18 protein-coding genes are annotated in these 19,545 nt (G+C 52.4%); 15 read left to right on the forward strand and 3 right to left on the reverse strand.

Annotated features, from left to right (window positions below; translation table 11 throughout):
• Positions 1-207: 207 nt before the first annotated feature.
• The 3 genes from K7P76_RS20025 (at position 208) to K7P76_RS20035 (ending at position 2,101) form a co-directional block, all read left to right on the forward strand.
• Positions 208-486, forward strand: coding sequence for a hypothetical protein (locus K7P76_RS20025; protein WP_232187088.1), 279 nt, complete (start codon positions 208-210; stop codon positions 484-486).
• Between the two features lie 88 nt (positions 487-574).
• Entirely contained in the window at positions 575-922 is a 348-nt protein-coding gene (locus K7P76_RS20030; protein WP_232187089.1) for an RHS repeat domain-containing protein, read from the forward strand.
• Between the two features lie 255 nt (positions 923-1,177).
• Complete coding sequence (locus K7P76_RS20035) at positions 1,178-2,101, forward strand: GNAT family N-acetyltransferase (RefSeq protein WP_232187090.1); 924 nt, start codon at positions 1,178-1,180, stop codon at positions 2,099-2,101.
• Here K7P76_RS20035 and K7P76_RS20040 read toward each other — a convergent pair.
• On the reverse strand, positions 2,070-2,273 hold the full coding sequence (locus K7P76_RS20040) for a hypothetical protein (RefSeq protein WP_232187091.1): 204 nt from the start codon (positions 2,271-2,273) through the stop codon (positions 2,070-2,072). The two genes, K7P76_RS20035 and K7P76_RS20040, sit on opposite strands and share 32 nt — an antisense overlap.
• A 281-nt stretch (positions 2,274-2,554) precedes the next feature.
• On the opposite strand from K7P76_RS20040, the gene K7P76_RS20045 reads away from it, so the two are divergent.
• Both K7P76_RS20045 and K7P76_RS20050 read left to right on the forward strand, forming a co-directional pair.
• Positions 2,555-2,905, forward strand: coding sequence for a helix-turn-helix domain-containing protein (locus tag K7P76_RS20045; RefSeq protein ID WP_232187092.1), 351 nt, complete (start codon positions 2,555-2,557; stop codon positions 2,903-2,905).
• A 90-nt stretch (positions 2,906-2,995) separates the two neighbouring features.
• Positions 2,996-5,044 carry a GTP-binding protein gene (locus K7P76_RS20050; protein ID WP_232187093.1) on the forward strand — a complete coding sequence of 683 codons (2,049 nt, stop codon included), beginning with the start codon at positions 2,996-2,998 and terminating at the stop codon, positions 5,042-5,044.
• A gap of 95 nt (positions 5,045-5,139) precedes the next feature.
• Here the strand turns inward: K7P76_RS20050 and K7P76_RS20055 are convergent, their stop codons facing one another.
• Positions 5,140-5,955 carry a Cof-type HAD-IIB family hydrolase gene (locus K7P76_RS20055; protein ID WP_232187094.1) on the reverse strand — a complete coding sequence of 272 codons (816 nt, stop codon included), beginning with the start codon at positions 5,953-5,955 and terminating at the stop codon, positions 5,140-5,142.
• Between the two features lie 122 nt (positions 5,956-6,077).
• On the opposite strand from K7P76_RS20055, the gene K7P76_RS20060 reads away from it, so the two are divergent.
• On the forward strand, positions 6,078-7,070 hold the full coding sequence (locus tag K7P76_RS20060; protein ID WP_232187225.1) for a Gfo/Idh/MocA family protein: 993 nt from the start codon (positions 6,078-6,080) through the stop codon (positions 7,068-7,070).
• A gap of 98 nt (positions 7,071-7,168) precedes the next feature.
• Here K7P76_RS20060 and K7P76_RS20065 read toward each other — a convergent pair whose 3' ends face one another.
• Positions 7,169-7,918 carry a creatininase family protein gene (locus tag K7P76_RS20065; protein ID WP_232187095.1) on the reverse strand — a complete coding sequence of 250 codons (750 nt, stop codon included), beginning with the start codon at positions 7,916-7,918 and terminating at the stop codon, positions 7,169-7,171.
• Positions 7,919-8,267: 349 nt separating this feature from the next.
• Here K7P76_RS20065 and K7P76_RS20070 point away from each other — a divergent pair, with 349 nt between their 5' ends.
• From K7P76_RS20070 to hprK, 9 genes are all read left to right on the forward strand, one after another.
• Positions 8,268-10,022, forward strand: coding sequence for an extracellular solute-binding protein (locus K7P76_RS20070; RefSeq protein WP_232187096.1), 1,755 nt, complete (start codon positions 8,268-8,270; stop codon positions 10,020-10,022).
• Positions 10,023-10,079: 57 nt separating this feature from the next.
• Positions 10,080-10,979, forward strand: a complete 900-nt coding sequence (locus tag K7P76_RS20075) for an ABC transporter permease (protein WP_232187097.1) — start codon at positions 10,080-10,082, stop codon at positions 10,977-10,979.
• A 12-nt stretch (positions 10,980-10,991) separates the two neighbouring features.
• Complete coding sequence (locus K7P76_RS20080; protein ID WP_232187098.1) at positions 10,992-11,879, forward strand: carbohydrate ABC transporter permease; 888 nt, start codon at positions 10,992-10,994, stop codon at positions 11,877-11,879.
• A gap of 4 nt (positions 11,880-11,883) precedes the next feature.
• Positions 11,884-13,008, forward strand: a complete 1,125-nt coding sequence (locus tag K7P76_RS20085) for a glycosyltransferase WbsX family protein (RefSeq protein WP_232187099.1) — start codon at positions 11,884-11,886, stop codon at positions 13,006-13,008.
• 91 nt (positions 13,009-13,099) lie between these two features.
• Positions 13,100-14,869 carry a sensor histidine kinase gene (locus K7P76_RS20090; RefSeq protein ID WP_232187100.1) on the forward strand — a complete coding sequence of 590 codons (1,770 nt, stop codon included), beginning with the start codon at positions 13,100-13,102 and terminating at the stop codon, positions 14,867-14,869.
• A 21-nt stretch (positions 14,870-14,890) separates the two neighbouring features.
• The gene (locus tag K7P76_RS20095; protein WP_232187101.1) at positions 14,891-16,543 is read left to right on the forward strand and encodes a response regulator transcription factor; all 1,653 of its coding nucleotides are present in this window, start codon (positions 14,891-14,893) and stop codon (positions 16,541-16,543) included.
• A 33-nt stretch (positions 16,544-16,576) separates the two neighbouring features.
• On the forward strand, positions 16,577-17,329 hold the full coding sequence (locus K7P76_RS20100; protein ID WP_232187102.1) for a dienelactone hydrolase family protein: 753 nt from the start codon (positions 16,577-16,579) through the stop codon (positions 17,327-17,329).
• 179 nt (positions 17,330-17,508) lie between these two features.
• Positions 17,509-18,537 (forward strand): hypothetical protein, encoded by a 1,029-nt coding sequence (locus K7P76_RS20105; protein WP_232187103.1) that lies wholly within the window; start codon positions 17,509-17,511, stop codon positions 18,535-18,537.
• Between the two features lie 83 nt (positions 18,538-18,620).
• Positions 18,621-19,535 carry an HPr(Ser) kinase/phosphatase gene (gene hprK / locus K7P76_RS20110; RefSeq protein WP_232187104.1) on the forward strand — a complete coding sequence of 305 codons (915 nt, stop codon included), beginning with the start codon at positions 18,621-18,623 and terminating at the stop codon, positions 19,533-19,535.
• The last annotated feature ends 10 nt before the right edge of the window (positions 19,536-19,545 follow it).

Genomic DNA, 19,545 nt, shown 5'->3' on the forward strand with positions numbered 1-19,545 from the left:
AAATGAAAACCAAGATCGACCGCAATGGGAATTTAACATCTTATGTGTATGACGCGCACGGTCGTCTTCTTTCCCAGACGGTAACGGGTGCTGAGCTTGTGCCTAAGGACAATCAGATTTTCTACACCTATGACAACAACGGCAATCAGCTGAGCATGAAGGACGGCACGGGTTTAACGAGCCGTACCTATTTTAAACCGGGTCATCATGAAGTCCGTTCCTGGCATGGGGACAAGTACGTTCCTATTAGACCAAACGACAGGGCTCACAGCTGGATTTGTCTCCGAAGTCACGACCGATGTCAAAGGCAACGTGACGACGAAGATTTACGACAAAACGAACCGCTTGTCCCAAGTCAATGACGGCGCCACGGTCCAAGCTTCTTATCTTTACTATGCAGACGGCAGCCAGCAGCAGGTCACCTATGCTAGCGGTGCGAAGGAAGTGTATACGTATTACAAAAACAATTTGCTTAAGCTTAAATAACTATCAAGGGACAACACTCTTAGATACGTACTCGTATCTTTACGATAACGCCAATAACCAAACGTCGAAGACGGAGACGGTTAACGTCGTGTCTACGGGGACGACTTCATTCACGTACGATAGCCTTAACCGACTAGAGACGATAACAGAGCCTAGTGGCAAGAAGACGGCCTATACGTTTGATCAGTCAGGTAACCGTTTGAGTGAGAAAACCACGCAAGGCGCTGCGATTACGCTGATCTCTTACGGGGTAAATGAGCAAAATCGCTTGTACGCCACCGCGGAAGTGAAGTCGACCGGCGAGATGCAGCAAGTGAACTTTTATTATGATAACAACGGCAATTTGATTAACAAAACAACCGAGTCTCGAAAGAAGATTGATCCAGCGAACCCGCCGACGCCAACATTCGGTTTGTTTATATATGGCCGGTATTGACCTGATCCCACGCATTTCTGATGTCCTTGAGAGCGTAGTAGTATTTCCAAAGTTAGGCTTTTTCAGGATTGACTAACTAATCAAGGAGTAGCTCGCTCATCATTACGAACAAATCCAATAAATGGGTAAAAAACAGCCGACGCGGGAATACTCTATTCCGCACGGCTGTTTTTTTTGTCTTGTACGCGAAAACAGACAGGAAACGCCTGCTATTTTGACGAACTAATGTACGACTGCAAATAGGGAGGACTTACTTTGTTGAAACCAACCAGTATTCGAGCCATGAATTTCATTGTTTATTTGAAGATGGCGATGATTTTTGTCGTTCTCGTAGCATCCTTGTCCGTATCCAAAATACCGGAGGGCAAAATCGGAATCGTTGCGCTGAATATCACGATCCCGATTCTCTTCATGGTCGTGATGCTATTATTCATCCGCAGGCGCAAACAGTTTCCGGCTCTCATTACCGCGTTTATCGTCCTGTGGTTTTCCAATGATCAGATACAGCTTATCCTTTCCGTTGTCACCATCCTATTGTTTTTCTTGAAGCCGACCAGAGATTATTTCCGCAGCGTGAATGCGATTGCGCCGGAACTGGAGTCTGTGCAGGAAGAGCAAACGGAAATATCGGAAGAAGCGGACGGAGAAACGCGGGCGGAGCCTTTACCGAAACCGCAACCCCGGTCTAAGAAAGATCCGGAAGTCTATATTCGCGAAGCGACGCCCGAGGATGCGGACACGATCCATACGCTGATGCATATCGCCTTCGAAGAATTTAGGACTGCGATACCGCCTTCCGGCGCCTTGGAAGAAACGAGCGAATCGATATTAGAGGCACTTCGGGATCAAGGCGAATCGGCGGCTATTTTGTATGAAGACGATACGGCAACGGCAATGGTTAGGTTCAAGTACATCGACGATGCCATCTACTTCTTCCGGTTGTCCGTTATTCCGCCAAGGCGCAGAAGAGGTTATGCAAGACAACTTATTAAATGGATCGAGAAGCAAGGCGTAACGAAAGGAATGAACATTAGCCGTTGCAGGGTAAGGCAATCGGTTCAAAATAACTTAGTTCTCTATCAGGACATGGGTTATGAGATCGTGGATCAGGAGCTGATCGTTCGTCCTGCGGGAACAGTCAAAGCGCTTACGATGGAGAAGAAACTAGGGATAGGGTAACGGCTACGGAAAGCTTGTCCTCATCGACGATAAGCTTGGAACTGTCGACTTGATAAGGTTGGCCTTTAAGCGTCACTTCGCCTACTAGTCGTAGAATAAATAGCAGTTGCTCGATATCCGGCACGTCTGTTTCCGAAATAGAATGATCCGGGAGATGCCATTGCACCTTCATGGTTTCGAATCTTCCGTAGATTCTTGTTGCTTGCTTCGCCTTCTCGACCGATTTTCCAAAACAATTAATACAACGACACAGACACCGGCCAATATCCAGAACCACAAAGGTCGATCAAGACTCAAGCTGATTCGCTCCTTTCAACCTATATCTGTAATTTTCATCCAACTCTATTTTATGTTGAAGTTATTTCAAAAATCAACACATTTTTTGAATAATCTTCAAATACCTACGTGAAAAATCCCATATCCCTTATACTGAGGGCAAGAGGGGATGAAATAGTGACGACTTTCGGTAAACGACTAAAGGAAGCCAGAACGCATAGACAGCTTACTCAGAATGAAGTAGCCGGTAAGCTTGGTATTGATTTCACGACGATATCCAAGTACGAGAACAATAAATCGCAACCCGACAACGAAATTTTGCGGGAGCTCGCGAGCATGTATGAAGTTTCGCTGGACTGGCTAATTACCGGACAATTAAGCGGCGATGAGAAATCGTCGAACAAAATTCTCGTAAATGGCGTATTGGAGCCCTTGACCGAGGAAGAAGCCCGGCACCTGCTCGATAGCCTGGAAATGTTCCGTCTACTCAAAGCAAAGCGAAATAAGGATAAGGATAAGGAAAAATAATTCGTGTAAACGGCGCCCCTATGCTGCTTAAGGCGCCGTTTTTTGTTACAGACAAATACTTATGTTGCAGCAAAGAGAAGGAGACGCGACATGCTCCCAATAACAGATGAATCTGACAAGCGCGTTCAGACAAATATACGCAACGTCGGAATATTCGCGCATGTCGACGCGGGAAAGACGACAACGACCGAACAGATCCTTTTTCGCAGCGGACGAATTCGTTTCTTGGGCAGCGTCGATGAGGGCACGGCCCAGACGGATTGGTTGGAAGTGGAACGAACACGGGGGATTTCCGTCCGTTCGGCGGTTACTCGATTTCAGTGGAACGGTGTACAAGTGAATCTGGTAGATACTCCCGGACATGTCGATTTTCTCTCCGAAGTGGAACGGTCGCTTAGGGTGATGGACGGAGCGGTCCTTATCGTTTCCGCGGTCGAAGGCGTGCAAGCCCAGACGGAGGTCGTCTGGCAGGCTTTAAGAGATTTACGCATACCGACGCTTATATATATTAATAAAATGGATCGCATAGGCGCGGATCCTGCTGGAGTCGTTGCTGAAATCCATCGGCTGTTATCGGCCGGAGCGGTTCCGATACAAGCTCCCGAAGGAGTCGAAGGGGAGTTTAAGGGTGCAGTCGATTTGCTCGGTTTGAGCGGCAGCACTAATGCAAATGCAATACCAATAGCATCGGAGCTTCCGGAAAATGCACAGCAAAGCCGCAATCATTTGGAGGAGAAAATCGCCGAGCAGGACGACACGCTCCTTAATCGCTATTTCGATCAAGGCGAGCTAGCGGATGCGGAGCTTTTGCCTGTGCTTACGGCAAGCATTCGGGAAACGAAACTGTTTCCGGTGCTGTTCGGCGCTTCCAACAAAGGAATCGGCGTAGACAAGCTGATGGATGCGATTGTTTCTTTGCTGCCTCCTCCTGATGGAGAGGAAACCGCTCCTCTGTCGGGTGTCGTTTTCAAGCTTGAAAAGGACCCGATCATGGGGCGGATGGCTTATGTCCGTCTTTATGGCGGGATTCTTCGAAATCGGGACACCGTGCGCAACCATGCTTTGGATATCGATGAGAAGGTCACGCAAATCAGGAAAGTCGAGGGGCAGCGAAGCGAGGACGTCGGTATCCTGAAGGCAGGGGATATTGCCGCGGTATGCGGCTGGAGCCGGGTCCGTATAGGTGATATTATCGGCGCTCGCGAAGGAGTGCCGGGTGAAAGACGGCTAGCGGAGCCGCTCTTGACGGTGCAGGTCCATTGGAGCAACGAAGCGGAATATCCCGCGGTCGTAGCGGCCTTCCATGAATTGGCGGACGAAGATCCGCATCTTGACGTGCAGTGGCTGCAAGAGGACAGGGAGCTTCATCTGAGGGTGATGGGACCGATACAAGTGGAAGTGCTGGGACATATGTTGATCCAGAGATTCGGTCTAGCCGTTTCGTTCGGGGCACCTTCCGTTATATACAAGGAAACACCCGTACAACCGGGCGAAGGATTCGTTGCTTATACGATGCCCAAGCCTTGCTGGGCAATCTTGCGGTTTCATATCGAGCCAGGCGAACGGGGGAGCGGCTTGCAATACAGCGCTATCGTAAGATCCGAGAAGCTGCTGGACAGCTATCAGAACGAAGTGGCAAGGCGGGTGCCGGAAGCGCTGCAGCAAGGCTTGCGAGGTTGGCCGGTTACCGACTTAAAGGTGACTTTAGTCGAAGGAGAGCATCACGTCTGGCATACGCATCCGCTTGATTTTGTCATCGCGACTCCGATGGGTATCATGGACGGACTCGCGAATACGGGAACGATGCTGCTCGAACCGATACTTCGGTTTCGGCTTTCGACTCCGGAGGAATTCGGCGGAAAGCTGATGAGCGAGCTTGTCGTTATGCGTGGGGAGTTCGACACGCCGTTCGTGCGGCAGGGGCGGATGGAAATCGAAGGGAAGCTGCCTGTAGCAACCTCGCTTGATTTTCCCGCGCGTCTCGGGTCGTTGACCAAAGGGAGGGGAACGCTGACGACCTTCTTCGACGGGTACAAGGAATGTCCAGCAGATGTGAAAGCCGAGCGAGCAAGGCGGGGCGTTAATCCTTTGGACACCTCGAAGTATATATTGGCTACTCGTAATGCTTTGACACAATAAATAAGAAGATCCTCTTCGGAAACAACCGGAGGAGGATCTTCTTTGTGAACAAAAGATGCTGCTTGGGCCAGATAGCGGTATGCGATAACTTTATGTTAGTCAACCGCTGCAACATTCAATACAAACTTCTCCAGAACGTGTTTAACACCGTCGTCGTTGTTGCTAAGCGTGATGTAATCGGCGATTTCCTTCAGCGCCGGAACGGCATTCGCCATCGCGACGCCAAGTCCTGCGGTTTCGATCATCTCGTGATCGTTCATGGCATCGCCCATAGCGATCGTCTCTTCCATCGGAATGCCGTAATGCGCGGCAAGGAAACGCAAAGCGTGCCCCTTGGTTCCTTCCGGATGCAAAAATTCCAAATAGTTGGGCTTCGACTTGGTCAAATGCACTTTGGAGCCGAACAGCGCCTTAAGCTCGGGAAGCAAGGAATCCAAACGCGCCGGCTCGTCGATGATCAACAGCTTTGTTTGTTTTTCATGAGCAATAACGCGGCGGAAATCGGGTTCGATCGTATAAGGAATATTGGATTGCTTGGCATAGGCGCGGATTTTGTCGTTCTCTTCAGGGACATGCAGTCTGTCGTCGATATAGCTCTGCAGATGCAAACCATGAGCCAAGCAATATTCGTATAATTGTTCGGCAACATCGACAGGTACGGAGCGCTCGTACAGCACTTCCTCGTCCATCAGATTTTTGATCAGAGAGCCCTGATAAGTAATAATCGGTACGTTCAACCCGACTTGGCGGGCGATTTTCTGAGCGGAATCGAACATTCGTCCGGTCGCGATCGTCAAATGAGCTCCAAGAGCGATCGCATCGGTCATCGCTTGGCGGGTCGCATCGGACACCGTCAATTCATCGGTTAACAAAGTATCGTCTAAATCCATGGCAATAAGGCGGTAAGGCATCTGTTTCTCCCTCTCTGTCTCTTGATTATCGTACCATTGTAACGCAAATCCGCTTTATCGAAAAGCCAGTCATCCATGCTATAATGGTAGAGAATTTAAGAGGGAGTAGGGTGATCGTGACAATGACACGTCTGCGTTGGGGAATTCTTGGCTGCGCCGCGATAGCGGATCGGGCAGTCATTCCGGCTATTCATGCGTCGGAAACGGGGGAGCTGCTAGCGATAGCTAGCCGCAGCGAGGACAAAGCCCGCAGCAAGGCGGAGCAGTTCGGCATTCCTAAGTTTTACGGGAGCTATGAAGCGTTATTGGCGGATCCGGAAATCGATGCAATATATATTCCGTTGCCGAATCACTTGCATAAAGAGTGGACGATCGCGGCAGCCCAAGCAGGCAAGCATGTACTATGCGAGAAGCCGCTGGCTATGAATGCTCGGGAAGCGCAAGAGATGGTAGATGGCTGTAAAGAAGCGGGAGTCCATCTGGCTGAAGCGTTTATGTACAGGCATCATCCTCGCATCGCTAGGGTAAAAGAAATCGTCGCTAGCGGAGAGATCGGGGAACTGCGCGGCATTCGTGGAGTTTTTACATATAACGGAACCGCAAACAAAGAGGATATTCGGCAGGTAAAAGAATGGGGCGGCGGGGCGCTCTATGATGTTGGCGTGTATCCGTTAAGCGCAGCTCGGCTAATCATGGGGGTTGAGCCTGAAGCGGTTACCGTTCAAGCTCTTTTCTCTCCCGAACACGACGATGTGGACATGATGGCATCCGGGTTGGTAGAATTTCCGGGCAATGTCGCTTTAACTTTCGATTGCGGCATGTGGGCTTCTTTCCGCAACGAGCTTGAGATCGTAGGGACGGACGGTACGATCGTGCTGAAGCCTTCATTCGTGCCTTCGAAGGAAACCGACGATATTACCATTCAAGTCGGAGATAAGGTTCGCCGCGAAGGTCCGTACGGAGTCGACGCGTACGTAGCCCAATCCGATCAATTCGCTCGTACCGTATGGGGGGAGGAGCCGCCCGCATATTCCCCGCAAGATGCGGTCGATAATATGAGGCTGATCGATGCTTGTCTGGCATCTGCGCGTACTCGTCAGCGGATTGTTCTATAAGTTAATGTCCTGCTACGGAAAGCCCTCTTTTTCTGCCGATTGCAGACAAGGGAGGGCTTTTTTTCGCGTTTCTGCTGCAACCGAGCAGTTTGTAGCGTTTAAGCTCCATTTTCGATGCGCTTAAGCGCTTCAAGCGCTTTTCGGCCGATCGAGTCAGCCGTACTCATCACAATCTTCTTGCCTAATTCGGCAGATGCGTATTTAAAAGGATTTTTGCCTCCTATTCCATCTGAGCCCATCATATCGAGGTCATCGCTTTCGAGATCTGCGCTGCCTCTAAGAGCATCTAGATCTACCAGGTCGGGATTCGTATACATCATGCACGACGTTTCCCACGCTCCGGCATGATCCATCTGAAAAGGGATTTCTGTGCTGGGAGTATGATACGCTCCTTCGAAAATGGCAAAACCGGTGGATGTTTGGCCATCCGTTGCGGATTCGATTGCCCTTTGCATAATATCGCGCTGCTGCTCCACATTGTGTCCCGTCACACCCACTATCACTTTCCAACCGCTGTATACGAGAGCTTTTGCGATTCCTGTCATAGCTGCCTCGAACATTTCCTCTTCGTTAAAACTTAACGTGTAGCCCTCCCAATCTTTCGGTCCCCAATTTACAAATCCGAGCAATCCCTGATAAAACGGAGGCAGCACGACACCGCCATGCAGCAGCGCGGCTTCGGTGCAAACGGCATGGGCTTTAAACCCGTCCACGCCAAGAGGATTATGCAAGCCATGCCATTCCATAGCTCCGGCTGTAATGTAGGCGATCGGACATTGAGCTCGTATTTCTTTGACTTGCTGCGGCCTCAGAAACTCGTAACTGACTTTTTCATAAGACTTCATCATGATGGCGTCTCCTTTTCGGTTTTTGTGCATTGCCCGAGATCGATGTACGCGTAGAGCGGATAACCACTCATCCAAACCTTCTGCCTTTTCATTATCCGATTCTTCATTTTCCTCCTCCTTACCTCATTAGAAATGGTCTTACAATATCATTGTGAGAGACTGCCCAATTCGGCGTAAATATCGATTTCTCTGTTTTGGTTACGTTTTCATATCTTCTTGAACTGGAGTATGATTGACAAGATATGAGAACGTAATGGACGACAACAGTTCGATATTTACGCGGCTTACAGCCGACTCCCATAATAAAATTGTTCGAACATATAAATGGTCCATCCAGGGAGGTTAACGCATGAATCGCAAGAGAATGGCAAGCTGGGCGTTGGTCGGGACATTGGTTTTATCCGCTGTCCTGTCCGCCTGCACGGACAACAAAAACTCGAGCAATACGTCATCGCCGTCACCATCGTCATCATCGACTTCCAGCCCCGCACCGTCTTCGTCGGCTTCGGCCCCCGCTATGGCGGATGGTCCTCTTGGCAAATACGATCCACCCATCACGGTAACGACGGTACGCATGTTCAACAGCGGGCTGGAATTCGTGAAAGGCCAGGATTGGGACAACAACGTGTATACGAATGGACTGAAGGACGAACTTGGCATCATCGTGAAAAACCAGTGGATCGTCGATGACCAGCAATATACGAATAAGTTAAACGTATCGATGGTTTCCGGCGACCTGCCGGACGTCTTCGAAGTTACGCTGCAGCAGCTTCAATTGCTGGTGGAAGCCGGCGCGCTAGCGGACCTGACCGATGCCTACAACAAATACTCGTCCGATTTGACGAAAAAAAGCTTCGGCGAGGGCGACGGCATTGCGCTGAAAGCCGTTACGTTTAACGGCAAGCTGATGGCGATACCGAACGGCGGAACTACCGGACGGGAAGACTCGCAATTCATCTGGATTCGCAAAGATTGGCTCAAGAAGCTGAACCTGCAGCCGCCGGCAACGATGGACGACGTCGTCAATATCGCCAAAGCGTTCGCGACGGGCGATCCGGACGGCAACAACAAGAAAGACACTTTCGGACTGAACCTCGATTACAACCTTTTCAACGGTTGGGCGGGGCTCGATGGCTTCTTCAACGGTTATCACGCTTATCCGTACAACCCGGGAGGACCTACGGCGACCGGCTTGAACCTGATGTTCCTGAACAAAGGCGGTCAGTTGGACTACGCCGACATTCAACCGGAAGTGAAGACGGCTCTTGGCAAGCTGCAGGAGTTGTACAAAGCCGGAGCGATCAATCCGGAGTTCAGCGTCATGAGCGGGGAGAAATCGGCTGAACTCGCGACGGCCGGCAAAGTGGGCATGACGTTCGGCCAGTTCTGGAATGCGGGATGGCCGCTGAACGAAATGAAATCGAAGGATCCGAAGGTCGATTGGGGCGTGTTCCCGCTCGTCTCCGCAGATGATCAACCGGTGCTCAAGACAAGCAACTCGATTACGCCGACCCGCTTCTGGGTCGTGAGCAAAAACGCCAAAAACCCCGAAGCCGCCATCAAATTCCTGAATTTCTATTTGGAGAAAAACTACGGCGAAACCCGGGACGAAAACTACCATTCGGTTAAGCAGGACGGTAAAGACATTGCCACCTTCGGCCTGTCCCCAGTACTCGGAGGGTTTTCGGAAACGAACCAGAACGATTTCTACGCGGTGCAGGATGCATTCAAATCGAACGATCCGTCCAAGTTGAATCCGACGGCCAAAGGCTATTACGACGGAATCGTCAACTATCGCAAGGGCGACCTGAAAGCCTGGCCGAACGAGTTGATGTTCGGCACCGAAGACGGAAGCGCCTACGGCATTCTCGGAACTTATAAGAAGAACAACGAGTTCATGACCAACGCGTATCTAGGCGCTCCGACCGCGACGATGGCGAAGAACGGCCCGGCGCTCAAGGATCTTGAGGTCAAGGAATTCACGAAGATCATTATGGGCGAACAGCCGCTGGACACGTTCGACACGTTCGTGGACAACTGGAAGAAGCAGGGCGGACAGCAAATACTCAATGAAGTGAACGAATGGTTGAAGCAGCATCAATAAAGAACGGAGGGGTGGAGAAATCCTTCACCCCTTTCCTCATGGAAAGGAGGGGCGGACATGGCGCACAAACGATGGGCTCGGGAGATGCCGCTGCACCTGCTGGTTTGGACCGGCCTCGCGTTCGTACTGGTGTTCTGTTACGGACCGATGGTCGGAATCGTTATCGCTTTTCAAAGATTTTTGCCTACGAACGGTCTGTTCAATTCGAGATGGATCGGCTTCGATAATTTCCGGCAAATCGCGGAAATGCCGGACACGACCCGCGTCATTTTCAACACGGTATACATCGCAGTCATGAAAATGGTCGCCGGCTTGATCGCGCCGATCACGATGGCGCTTTTGCTGAACGAAATCGCCCAAAAGGCGTTTAAACGCACCGTGCAAACGATTATTTATTTGCCGCATTTTCTGTCCTGGGTCATCCTGTCCGGCGTTCTCATCGACATCCTGTCGCCCAACTTTGGAATCGTCAACGATTTGCTTGGCTCCCTGGGTATGCCGCATGTTTACTTTCTTGGCGATGAGAAGTGGTTTCCATTCGTATTGGTCGGAACCGATGTTTGGAAGGAATTCGGCTTCAGCACGATCGTCTTTTTGGCCGCGCTGACGGGCATTAACCCTGCGTTGTATGAAGCGGCGGTCATTGACGGGGCTTCGCGCTGGAAGCAAACGCTTTATATTACGCTGCCCGGCATTGTGCCGATCATGGTGCTGATGGCGACGCTCAGTCTCGGCAACGTGCTGAACGCGGGTTTCGATCAGGTGTTTAACCTGTACAACCCTTCCGTATACTCCACCGGGGATATCCTCGACACGTACGTCTACCGTATGGGACTGCAAAACTTCCAATTCGGCGTAGCGACGGCGGTCGGACTGTTTAAATCGGCGGTATCGTTCGTGCTTATTTCCGTCTCGTACGTGCTTGCATACCGATTCGCCAACTATCGCATTTTCTGAGGAGTGACGGGTATGGTCCAACATAGAACGATCGGCCGGCTGTTGTTCGTCTCGGCCAATTACTTGGTGCTCACCGTGCTCGCGCTGCTTTGCATTTTGCCGGTCGTCAACGTGCTGGCCGTTTCGCTGAGCGAAGGATATTACGTCGGGGCGGGTTTGGTGAAGCTGTGGCCGGTCGGATTTACGCTTAAATCGTACGCATTCGTTGCCGAGACTCCCGAATTCATCCGATCGGTGTGGATATCGGTGGAGCGGGTTGCGCTGGGCGGAGCTCTTAATATGCTGCTGACGGTGATCGTCGCTTACCCGCTGTCCAAAGAAGCGGGGCAACTGCGCCTGAGAACGCTGTATGTATGGCTGTTCGTGTTCACGATGCTGTTCTCCGGCGGATTGATACCCACCTACGTAGTTATCCGGGAGCTTCATCTGCTAGATACGATGTGGGCGCTTGTCCTGCCGGGCGCCGTGCCGATTTTCAACGTCATTTTGCTGCTCAATTTCTTCCGTTCGCTGCCTAAGGAACTGGAGGAAGCAGCGCACATCGACGGTGCCACCTACATGCAAACTTTGTGGCGGATCATCGTTCCGCTCTCCAAACCCGCTCTGGCGACCATTACGCTGTTCACGATCGTGGCGCACTGGAACGAGTGGTTTAATGGGCTTATTTACATGAACATGCCCGAGAAATACCCGCTGGCCAGCTATTTGCAGACGGTCATCGTGCAGCGCGACATCAGTCTGACGACCGATCCGATGATGATGGAACGGCTCGCCGATTTGAATAACCGGTCCGTTAAAGCGGCGCAAATTTTCCTCGGAGCGCTGCCGGTCTTTTGCGTATATCCGTTTCTGCAGCGTTTTTTTATGTCCGGTATCGTGATGGGAAGCATGAAGGAGTGAGCTTATGAGCGAAAAATTCGAAATCGCGGTTTATTATTTTCCGCAATATCACCCTGATCCGAGGAATGACGAATGGCATGGCAAAGGTTGGACGGAATGGGAGATGCTCCGCCGGGCGACGCCGCGGTTTCCCGGCCATGCGCAGCCGAAGGTCAGCGTCTTGGGCGAATACGACGAGTCGCTGCCGGAGACGGCGGAGAAGCAGATCGCGCTTGCCGCGGATCACGGGGTCGATACGTTCATCTACGATTGGTATTGGTACGACGGCAAGCCGTTTCTGAACGGAGCGCTCGACCGGGCTTACCTACGCGCGCGCAACAATGATCGTTTGAAGTTCGCGCTCATGTGGGCCAATCATGATTGGTGGGATCTGTACCCGGCGCCGGGCGGTTCGTTCGGGAACTTAACGTCAGGCCGAACTTCGCGGGAATCGTTCGAAGCGGCGACCGACTATATCATAACGAATTATTTAGCCCATCCCTCTTATTGGAAAGTCGAGGGGAAGCTGTATTTTTCTATTTTCGATTTCTACGGGCTGGTCGAAGGGCTCGGCGGTATCGAACAAACGAAGGCGGCGCTGCAATCTTTCCGCGACAAAACGTTGAAAGCCGGCCTTCCGGGCCTGCATCTGAACGCGATTCACGGCAGCGTGATGATCTTTTGCCGGTACAAGGACATCCCGGATGCCGACGTTCTGCTTCACGCTCTCGGATTCGACAGCGTGACGTCCTATAACTGGCATCAGGATACGCCGATGCCGAATTTCCCCGCTACCGATTATGCAGACTACGCCGAAGTCGCGATGCGTGATTGGGAGAAAATCAGGAAGCAATGGACGCTCCCCTATTATCCGTCCGTTTCCATGGGATGGGATCCAACTCCGCGGACGGATCAGTCGTTGAACTATGAACCGCTCGGTTATCCGTATACGGCCGTGCTGGTGGACAATACGCCGGAGCAATTCGAGAAGGTGCTGCGGCGCACGAAAGACGATTTGCGCGAGAAGGGTCAATCGATATTCATGATCAACGCCTGGAACGAGTGGACGGAAGGCAGTTATCTCGAACCGGATACCGTTCATGGAATGGGTTATCTGGAAGCGGTCAGGCGGGTGTTCGGCAGCTCCTGATTAGGTTGGACGAGGAAGGAAGGGATGGACGACCGGGCAGCGAACTTACAAGGAGATACTCCTAATCTGGATGAGAACTGGGTGCCTGAATATGTACAAACGCATCGGCGGTATTTTTCCGAAATTGGTCGTTGCTTTCCTGGCGGTCATCATCCCGTTGTGCGCGCTGGGGATCATGATGAACCGCATGGGTGAGGAGAGCGTACGAAGCGAGTGGGTGAGTTCGATGAGCTCGAGGACAATGTTCTATTTGAACACGCTCGAATTGGAAAACCGCCACATTCTGGACTTGCTTTCGGAAAACGTTTACGACTCGGATTTGTCCCATCTCAGCGTGTTGTCCGATATCATGTCCGAATTCGAATGGGCGGAAGCGGTCAAGCGGGTGCAGGCTAAGTTGCGAACCATTCGGCACTCCAGCATCTACGTGAAAAGCGCAAGCGCCCATATTCTAACGCTCGGCCGGACGATCAACGATACGAAGGGAATTCTCGGCGCCATCGACGAGGATTATGAAGCCGTCAAGCCGAAAGGACAATTCGACGATTCGGCCGTGCTGTCATGGCACGACCGGTTGTTCATCCGCCAAGCGTTCCCGAACGGGTCTCCCGACCCGTCTTTCGTGCTTTCCGTGGAGATCAACCGCAGCGAACTGCAGGGGACGCTGCGGAACATGGCGAATTACGGTCAGGCGGGTGCGGCTTTGATCAGCCTCTCCGGCGATTGGGACGTTGCGTTTGAGGAGTCGGCCGAATTCGCGTCTACATCCGCTTCAGAAGAGGGTGCCGATGCCGACGCCGTCGGAGGATTAAGGGAGTTCCTGCGTAAAGAAAACCCCGGCGAGCCTTCGGACAGCAGCGGGTCAATGGAGCTGAACGGGACTGCCATGCAAACGTCGTGCCGCTATTCGGGTTCACTTGGCGCTTATTTATGCCTCTATGTTCCGCAAAAGCAAATGTTCGGCCAGATCGCCGCTTACCGAAGCTGGTTCTGGGTACTGTCCGGAGCTTCCATTTTGATTATCCTGCTGTATTCCTACGGAATTTACCGGATGATCCACCGGCCGTTGCGGAAAATGATCCACTCGTTCCGAAGGGTTGAAGACGGAAGGCTTGAGCCGGTCGTGCCGCCGAAAGGAAAGGATGAGTTCCGGTATTTGTACCTCCATTTCAACCGGATGGTGGACTATTTGAAGACGCTCATTCACGACAATTACGAGCAGAAGCTCCGCGCGAAGCAGGCGCAGATCAAGCAGCTGCAGTCGCAGATCAACCCGCACTTTTTGTACAACACGTACTTCATTCTTTACCGGCTGTCCGAGTTCGGAGATTTGGAAAGCATCGGACGGTTCAGCCGTTATCTTGGCGAGTATTTCGAATTCATTACGCGCCACAAGGAAGACACGATTCCGATGGAACTGGAAGTACGCCATACGATGACTTATCTCGAAATCCAGAATATGAGGTTTTTTAATCGATTCGCCATCGAGGTCGCCGAGCTGCATGAAGATTGCCGATCCGTGTACGTGCCAAAGCTCGTCCTGCAGCCGATCGTCGAGAACGCCTTCAAATACGCGCTTGAACCGCGTATGGCGGGCGGACGGCTCCGGGTCTCATTCGAAAGAACCGACGACCGAATCCTCATCGAAGTGGAAGACAACGGGGAGCGGTTGACCGACGAGGAGCTCGAGTCGCTCGACCGCAAACTCAAGCAGTCGTGGGAAGAGGAAGAGAGCACCGGAATGATCAACGTGCACCGCCGCCTCCGGCTTCTGTGCGGGGAGGACAGCGGCGTTTCCGTCAGCCGGGGAAAATGGGGCGGCCTGAAGGTTACGCTAAGCATCCGCGTGGAGGACAAATAGGCTTAGAGGGAGGCGCGGGACATGTATAGATTGCTTATCGTAGATGACGAACCGATTATCGTCGAAGGTTTATACGATAAATTTCAGCAGCTCGCGGACAGTCCATATGAGGTTTACAAAGCGTTTAACGGCGAAGAAGCGCTGGAAGTCGCCCGGCGCGTCCGGGTGGATTTGCTGCTCACGGATTTGAAAATGCCGGGGATAGACGGCCTGGAGCTGCAAAATGCGGTCGGGCAATTGTGGCCGAAATGCAAAACGATTTTCCTGACCGGCCACACCGATTTTCATTCGATTCAAGCTTCTTTGCGCAGCGGCGCATTCGATTATGTGCTCAAGATGGAGGAAGACGCGAAGATCATTCAGGCCGTCTTCCGCGCGGCGGACAGAATCTCGGAAGAGAACTCGCTCGACCGGATGCTAAGCGATGCCCGCAACCGCTGGACGCAGGCGCTGCCGATTTTGCGCAAGGAATATGTGCTGGAGCTGCTGCACGGGGATCCCTCCACGCCGACCGGCCGAGCGGCGCGGTTCGCGGATCTGAAGCTTTCGCTGCGGTCGGATATGCCCGTGCACTTGTGCGTCGGGAGGGTGGACGAGTGGCGGGAAGACATTCATTCCGGCGACAAATCGCTGTTTCTGTACGGGGTCCACAATGTGATCGACGAACATTTCGCGGACGGTTACGATTGCCTATTCGTCACATATGGGCAGGATCGGTTTCTATGGCTTATGCAGCAGCGTCGCGAAGGGTCTGACGGAGCACGGAGCGATACGGGCGCTGCAGACCGGAAATCGCAAATACTAGGTTTGGTCGAATCGGTGCAAACCGCCTGCCGCACGTTCATGAAGCTGCCCTGCTCGTTCGTCGCCGGCTGCATGCCTTGCGATTGGGAAGAACTGTCCCGGAAATTCGGTCGGCTCGATTTCCAACTGACGCAAGGTCTCGGATTGGGCCGGGAAATGCTGTTATCCGATGGCTTCGCATCCGCGTCGACGGATTCGGAATTCCAGTTTCACGAGAGGGAAATCGGCCTGCTGACGCAAGCGCTTGAACGCAAGGACGGCATCGATTTCCACCGGAGGCTGGACGTCTTGTCCGCCGCGGTACGCGAGACGGATGGAATCCGCTCCGGCTCTGCCCTGGCGCTGTTCTATTCGCTATCCTCCGCATTTCTGCTGCTGTTGAATCGGAGGGGGCTGTTGGAGGCGCTGTCGGAGAAAATAGACATGAATAAGCTGCTGGGAGCGCAGGCGCATGCGACTTGGCGGGAGGCGGCGCGTTTTTTCGGCGAGCTTGCGGATCTGGTTATCGAGTCGGTGGAGGCGGAAAGCGGAAAAGAATCGAGCGAAGTCGTGCTGCGGGTGGAAAAGTTTGTCCGCGAGAACGTCGGAGGCGATCTGTCGCTGGCCAGGCTGGCTGAGGTCGTACATTTGACGCCATTCTATTTGTCTCGGCTGTACAAACAGCAGACCGGACACAACCTGACCGACTACATTACGGAACTGAAGCTGAGCCGCGCCAAAGAGCTGCTGGTTGGCACGACGAAAAAAATATACGAAATCGGCCTGGAGCTCGGCTTCCATTCTTCGCCGTATTTCAACCACTATTTTAAGAAGATGACGAACATGACGCCGCAGGAATACCGGGACACTTGGGCCCAGCGGGTGACATGATGGCTGTCTGCGATACGAGAAAGGAGTTTCGCCATGCATGAAATCGTCGATTTCATTCCCGTCATCTGGCGCGAGCCACTTGAACCGCGGACAGGCCGCTCCAACTTGGCGATTTGGTTGAACGGATTCACCGGTGCCAAAGAGGATGTCGCTCCCTTCCTGGAACAATTGGCGGCCGCAGGCTACGTGGCGGTTTCCTTCGATCTTTACCAGCATGGGGAGCGGCTGATGGAGCCTCAGGAAGTGATGGTGCGCAGAGTAGGCGGCAACCGGAGAAAATATTTCTGGGAGGTGCTGGGGCGCACGGCAGAAGATTTTCCGCGGGTCATCGATTGGGCATTCGCACGTTTCGGAAACTTCGGCGGCGTTGCGGTCGGTGGCGTCTCAATGGGAGGCGACATCGCGCTGACGGCCGCTTTGGTCGATCGGCGCATTCAAGGCGTTTGCTGCATGATCGCGACGCCGGAATGGATGAGGACGGGAGCGGAGGAGGCTCAAGGCGAGCCTGATTCTTATACCGCCGGCCTGTATGAACGGCTGAATCCGGCTACCCACTTGGAACGGTATGCGGAACGGAAGCCGTTCATCCATTTTGAGAACGCGGAGAAGGACCCATGCGTTCCTCCTGCCGCGGCCAGGCGGTTTATGGAGGAACTTCGCGTCCTGTACGGAGAAGATGCCGGGAAGCTGACTCTTCGTGAGGAGCCGGATCTCTACCATACCGCCACACCCGGCATGTGGAAAAATTGTCATACTTGGTTTCAACGAGCAATGGAGCACGGCTGAGAGGCACAATCTTGCTCCGGAAAGCCCTCTTTTTCTGCTGATTGCAGATAACGAGGGCTTTTCCACATTCTTTACAACTTATCGAATAGCCCCGCCAATAGTATGGCAGATTTGCAACCTAAAGCATGAACGAGTCGTTGTACCTTATAGACGATTCGTTTTTCAAGGAGGGCCATACGATGATTAAATCTCAAATTCGATTAAAAGCAACGTTGTCAGCTCTGATCTTATTATCTTTAGTTGTAAGTGCCTGCGGCGCCAAGGGAAAGTCCATTGAAAGCCCATCGCCATCTTCATCATCATCCTCTTCGACAACACCGGCTCCGACCGAGTCATCGTCGGCATCGCCAAGCGAAACGCCGAACGTATCGATACTTAAGCAATTTCAAGAACAAGCGATGGCAGGTCAGCCAGCGGATGAGTTGTTTGCTTCGTTTAAGCAGATCATCGGGGATGCACAGCCTGCCGAGGCCGACGAGATCGTTCGCGCTTTGGAGGCTTTTTACGAGAAAAACTTGCCTGATGCCGGGAAAAAGTTCGAAGCCGACAATGTTCAGCAGGTATTGACCGCTTTAAAATGGCCCATAAGCGAGGAACAGGCCGCAAGCATTAAAGTCGATACAATAAAGAGATTAGTTCAGGAAACGCTGGGCGGAGGATACAAGCTGGAAACTGCGGAAGGCTTTATTTTCCCGATCGTGGACTATGGCAAATTGCTTTCCTACGGGGACCGCGTAACGACTCCGATGAAAACCTATTTAGATTTAATGGCTACCGAATCGGAATCCGCTTCGGCCGAAGACGGCGGGCTCATCATAACTTTGGACGAGTTGTCTTCCCGGACGTTGGCAGCGGAGAGTTACGTTGTGAACTTCCCCGATTCCCCGGAAAGAAGCAGAGTAGAAGGCCAATTTATTAACTACTTATCCATGTATTTGGTGGGGCTCGACAATACGCCGATTTTTGACTATGACACCTTCGTTCTGTTGCCCGCCGTCAAAAAACAGTATGAGCAAATGGTCGCTTCGCACGCCGGGACGATTACCGGACAGATGACGAAGCAACTGCTGGACGTACTCGGTAAATCCGGGGATGCTGTGTTCGTCAAGAACAAAAACGGCGAACAAACGGACATTCCGGCAGTGAAACAATTCCGTGATCAAATCGAATCTAACGCCCGTTCCAAGCTTCCGGTTGGAAAAAAATAATTCAGGATATGCCAAAAACGCATAGCAGGACTTAAGCGATCCCCCATCGAATTGCTTAGCATAGGCGTCTTGGGGGGATAAGCATGAAGTCGATCGCCGTGCAGGAACTGAAGGAAAAGTTCGGCCTGGAGGTGCTGGCCGGGGGAAAAAATATGCAACGCGAGATAGTTCGGTCGAGGGTGCACCGTCCGGGATTGGAGTTCGTCGGGCACTTCGATTTTTTCCCGACAGAGCGAGTACAGGTTCTGGGGAAAAAAGAAATCAACTATTTGCACAAGCTGAGCGAGGATGAGCGGAACGAAAGGATTGGAAACATCGTCAAGTATCATCCGCCCTGCTTCATTGTAGCGGCGGGGCAGGACGGGTTGAAGTATTTGATCAAATATTGCAAGGAAGAAGGCATCCCCTTGCTGCGCACCGCCGAAACGACGACGGAGTTTATCGCCAAGCTGGACGCTTTCCTCGTCAAAGCGTTGGCGCCGGAAATCACGGTGCACGGGGTTTGTGTGAATGTATCGGGCATCGGCATATTGCTGCGCGGCAAGTCAGGCGTCGGCAAAAGCGAAACCGCCCACACGCTGATTCGTCGGGGGCACCGACTCGTGGCTGACGACGTCGTTGTGTTGAAAAAACTTGGTCCCGAAACACTGCTCGGCTCGCACGACGGAAAAACGCGGGAGTTTCTGGCTTTGCGCAGCATAGGGCTCATCAACGTCGTCCGGCTGTACGGCAGGAAAGCGTTCCAAGACGAGACCCGAATCGTGCTCGATATCGAGTTGACCCCATGGCAGGAAAACACGCTGAACAACGAGCTTGAGTTGGAGCATCGGTTTTCGGAATATCTCGGAGTGCGGGTACCGCATATCCAAATTCAGTTGCAGCCCGGGCGGGACGTGGCGGGATTGATCGAAGCGGGGGCCAACAGCTGGTATTTGCGGCAGCAGGGATATAGCGCGGCGGAGGAGTTCATCAAACGTCTTGAGGACGGCGGGCAGTAAGCGGATTATG

It is taken from the genome of Cohnella silvisoli (assembly GCF_021190915.1).
GTDB lineage: Bacteria > Bacillota > Bacilli > Paenibacillales > Paenibacillaceae > Cohnella > Cohnella silvisoli.

What these genes read in the sequence shown, in the direction of transcription:
- K7P76_RS20025 (WP_232187088.1), top strand. Translation starts at nt 208, where the DNA reads ATGAAGTCCGTTCCTGGCATGGGGACAAGTACGTTCCTATTAGACCAA.
- K7P76_RS20040 (WP_232187091.1), bottom strand. Translation starts at nt 2,273, where the DNA reads ATGAAGGTGCAATGGCATCTCCCGGATCATTCTATTTCGGAAACAGAC.
- K7P76_RS20050 (WP_232187093.1), top strand. Translation starts at nt 2,996, where the DNA reads ATGCTCCCAATAACAGATGAATCTGACAAGCGCGTTCAGACAAATATA.
- K7P76_RS20055 (WP_232187094.1), bottom strand. Translation starts at nt 5,955, where the DNA reads ATGCCTTACCGCCTTATTGCCATGGATTTAGACGATACTTTGTTAACC.
- K7P76_RS20060 (WP_232187225.1), top strand. Translation starts at nt 6,078, where the DNA reads ATGACACGTCTGCGTTGGGGAATTCTTGGCTGCGCCGCGATAGCGGAT.
- K7P76_RS20065 (WP_232187095.1), bottom strand. Translation starts at nt 7,918, where the DNA reads ATGATGAAGTCTTATGAAAAAGTCAGTTACGAGTTTCTGAGGCCGCAG.
- K7P76_RS20070 (WP_232187096.1), top strand. Translation starts at nt 8,268, where the DNA reads ATGAATCGCAAGAGAATGGCAAGCTGGGCGTTGGTCGGGACATTGGTT.
- K7P76_RS20075 (WP_232187097.1), top strand. Translation starts at nt 10,080, where the DNA reads ATGGCGCACAAACGATGGGCTCGGGAGATGCCGCTGCACCTGCTGGTT.
- K7P76_RS20080 (WP_232187098.1), top strand. Translation starts at nt 10,992, where the DNA reads ATGGTCCAACATAGAACGATCGGCCGGCTGTTGTTCGTCTCGGCCAAT.
- K7P76_RS20085 (WP_232187099.1), top strand. Translation starts at nt 11,884, where the DNA reads ATGAGCGAAAAATTCGAAATCGCGGTTTATTATTTTCCGCAATATCAC.
- K7P76_RS20090 (WP_232187100.1), top strand. Translation starts at nt 13,100, where the DNA reads ATGTACAAACGCATCGGCGGTATTTTTCCGAAATTGGTCGTTGCTTTC.
- K7P76_RS20095 (WP_232187101.1), top strand. Translation starts at nt 14,891, where the DNA reads ATGTATAGATTGCTTATCGTAGATGACGAACCGATTATCGTCGAAGGT.
- K7P76_RS20100 (WP_232187102.1), top strand. Translation starts at nt 16,577, where the DNA reads ATGCATGAAATCGTCGATTTCATTCCCGTCATCTGGCGCGAGCCACTT.
- K7P76_RS20105 (WP_232187103.1), top strand. Translation starts at nt 17,509, where the DNA reads ATGATTAAATCTCAAATTCGATTAAAAGCAACGTTGTCAGCTCTGATC.
- hprK (WP_232187104.1), top strand. Translation starts at nt 18,621, where the DNA reads ATGAAGTCGATCGCCGTGCAGGAACTGAAGGAAAAGTTCGGCCTGGAG.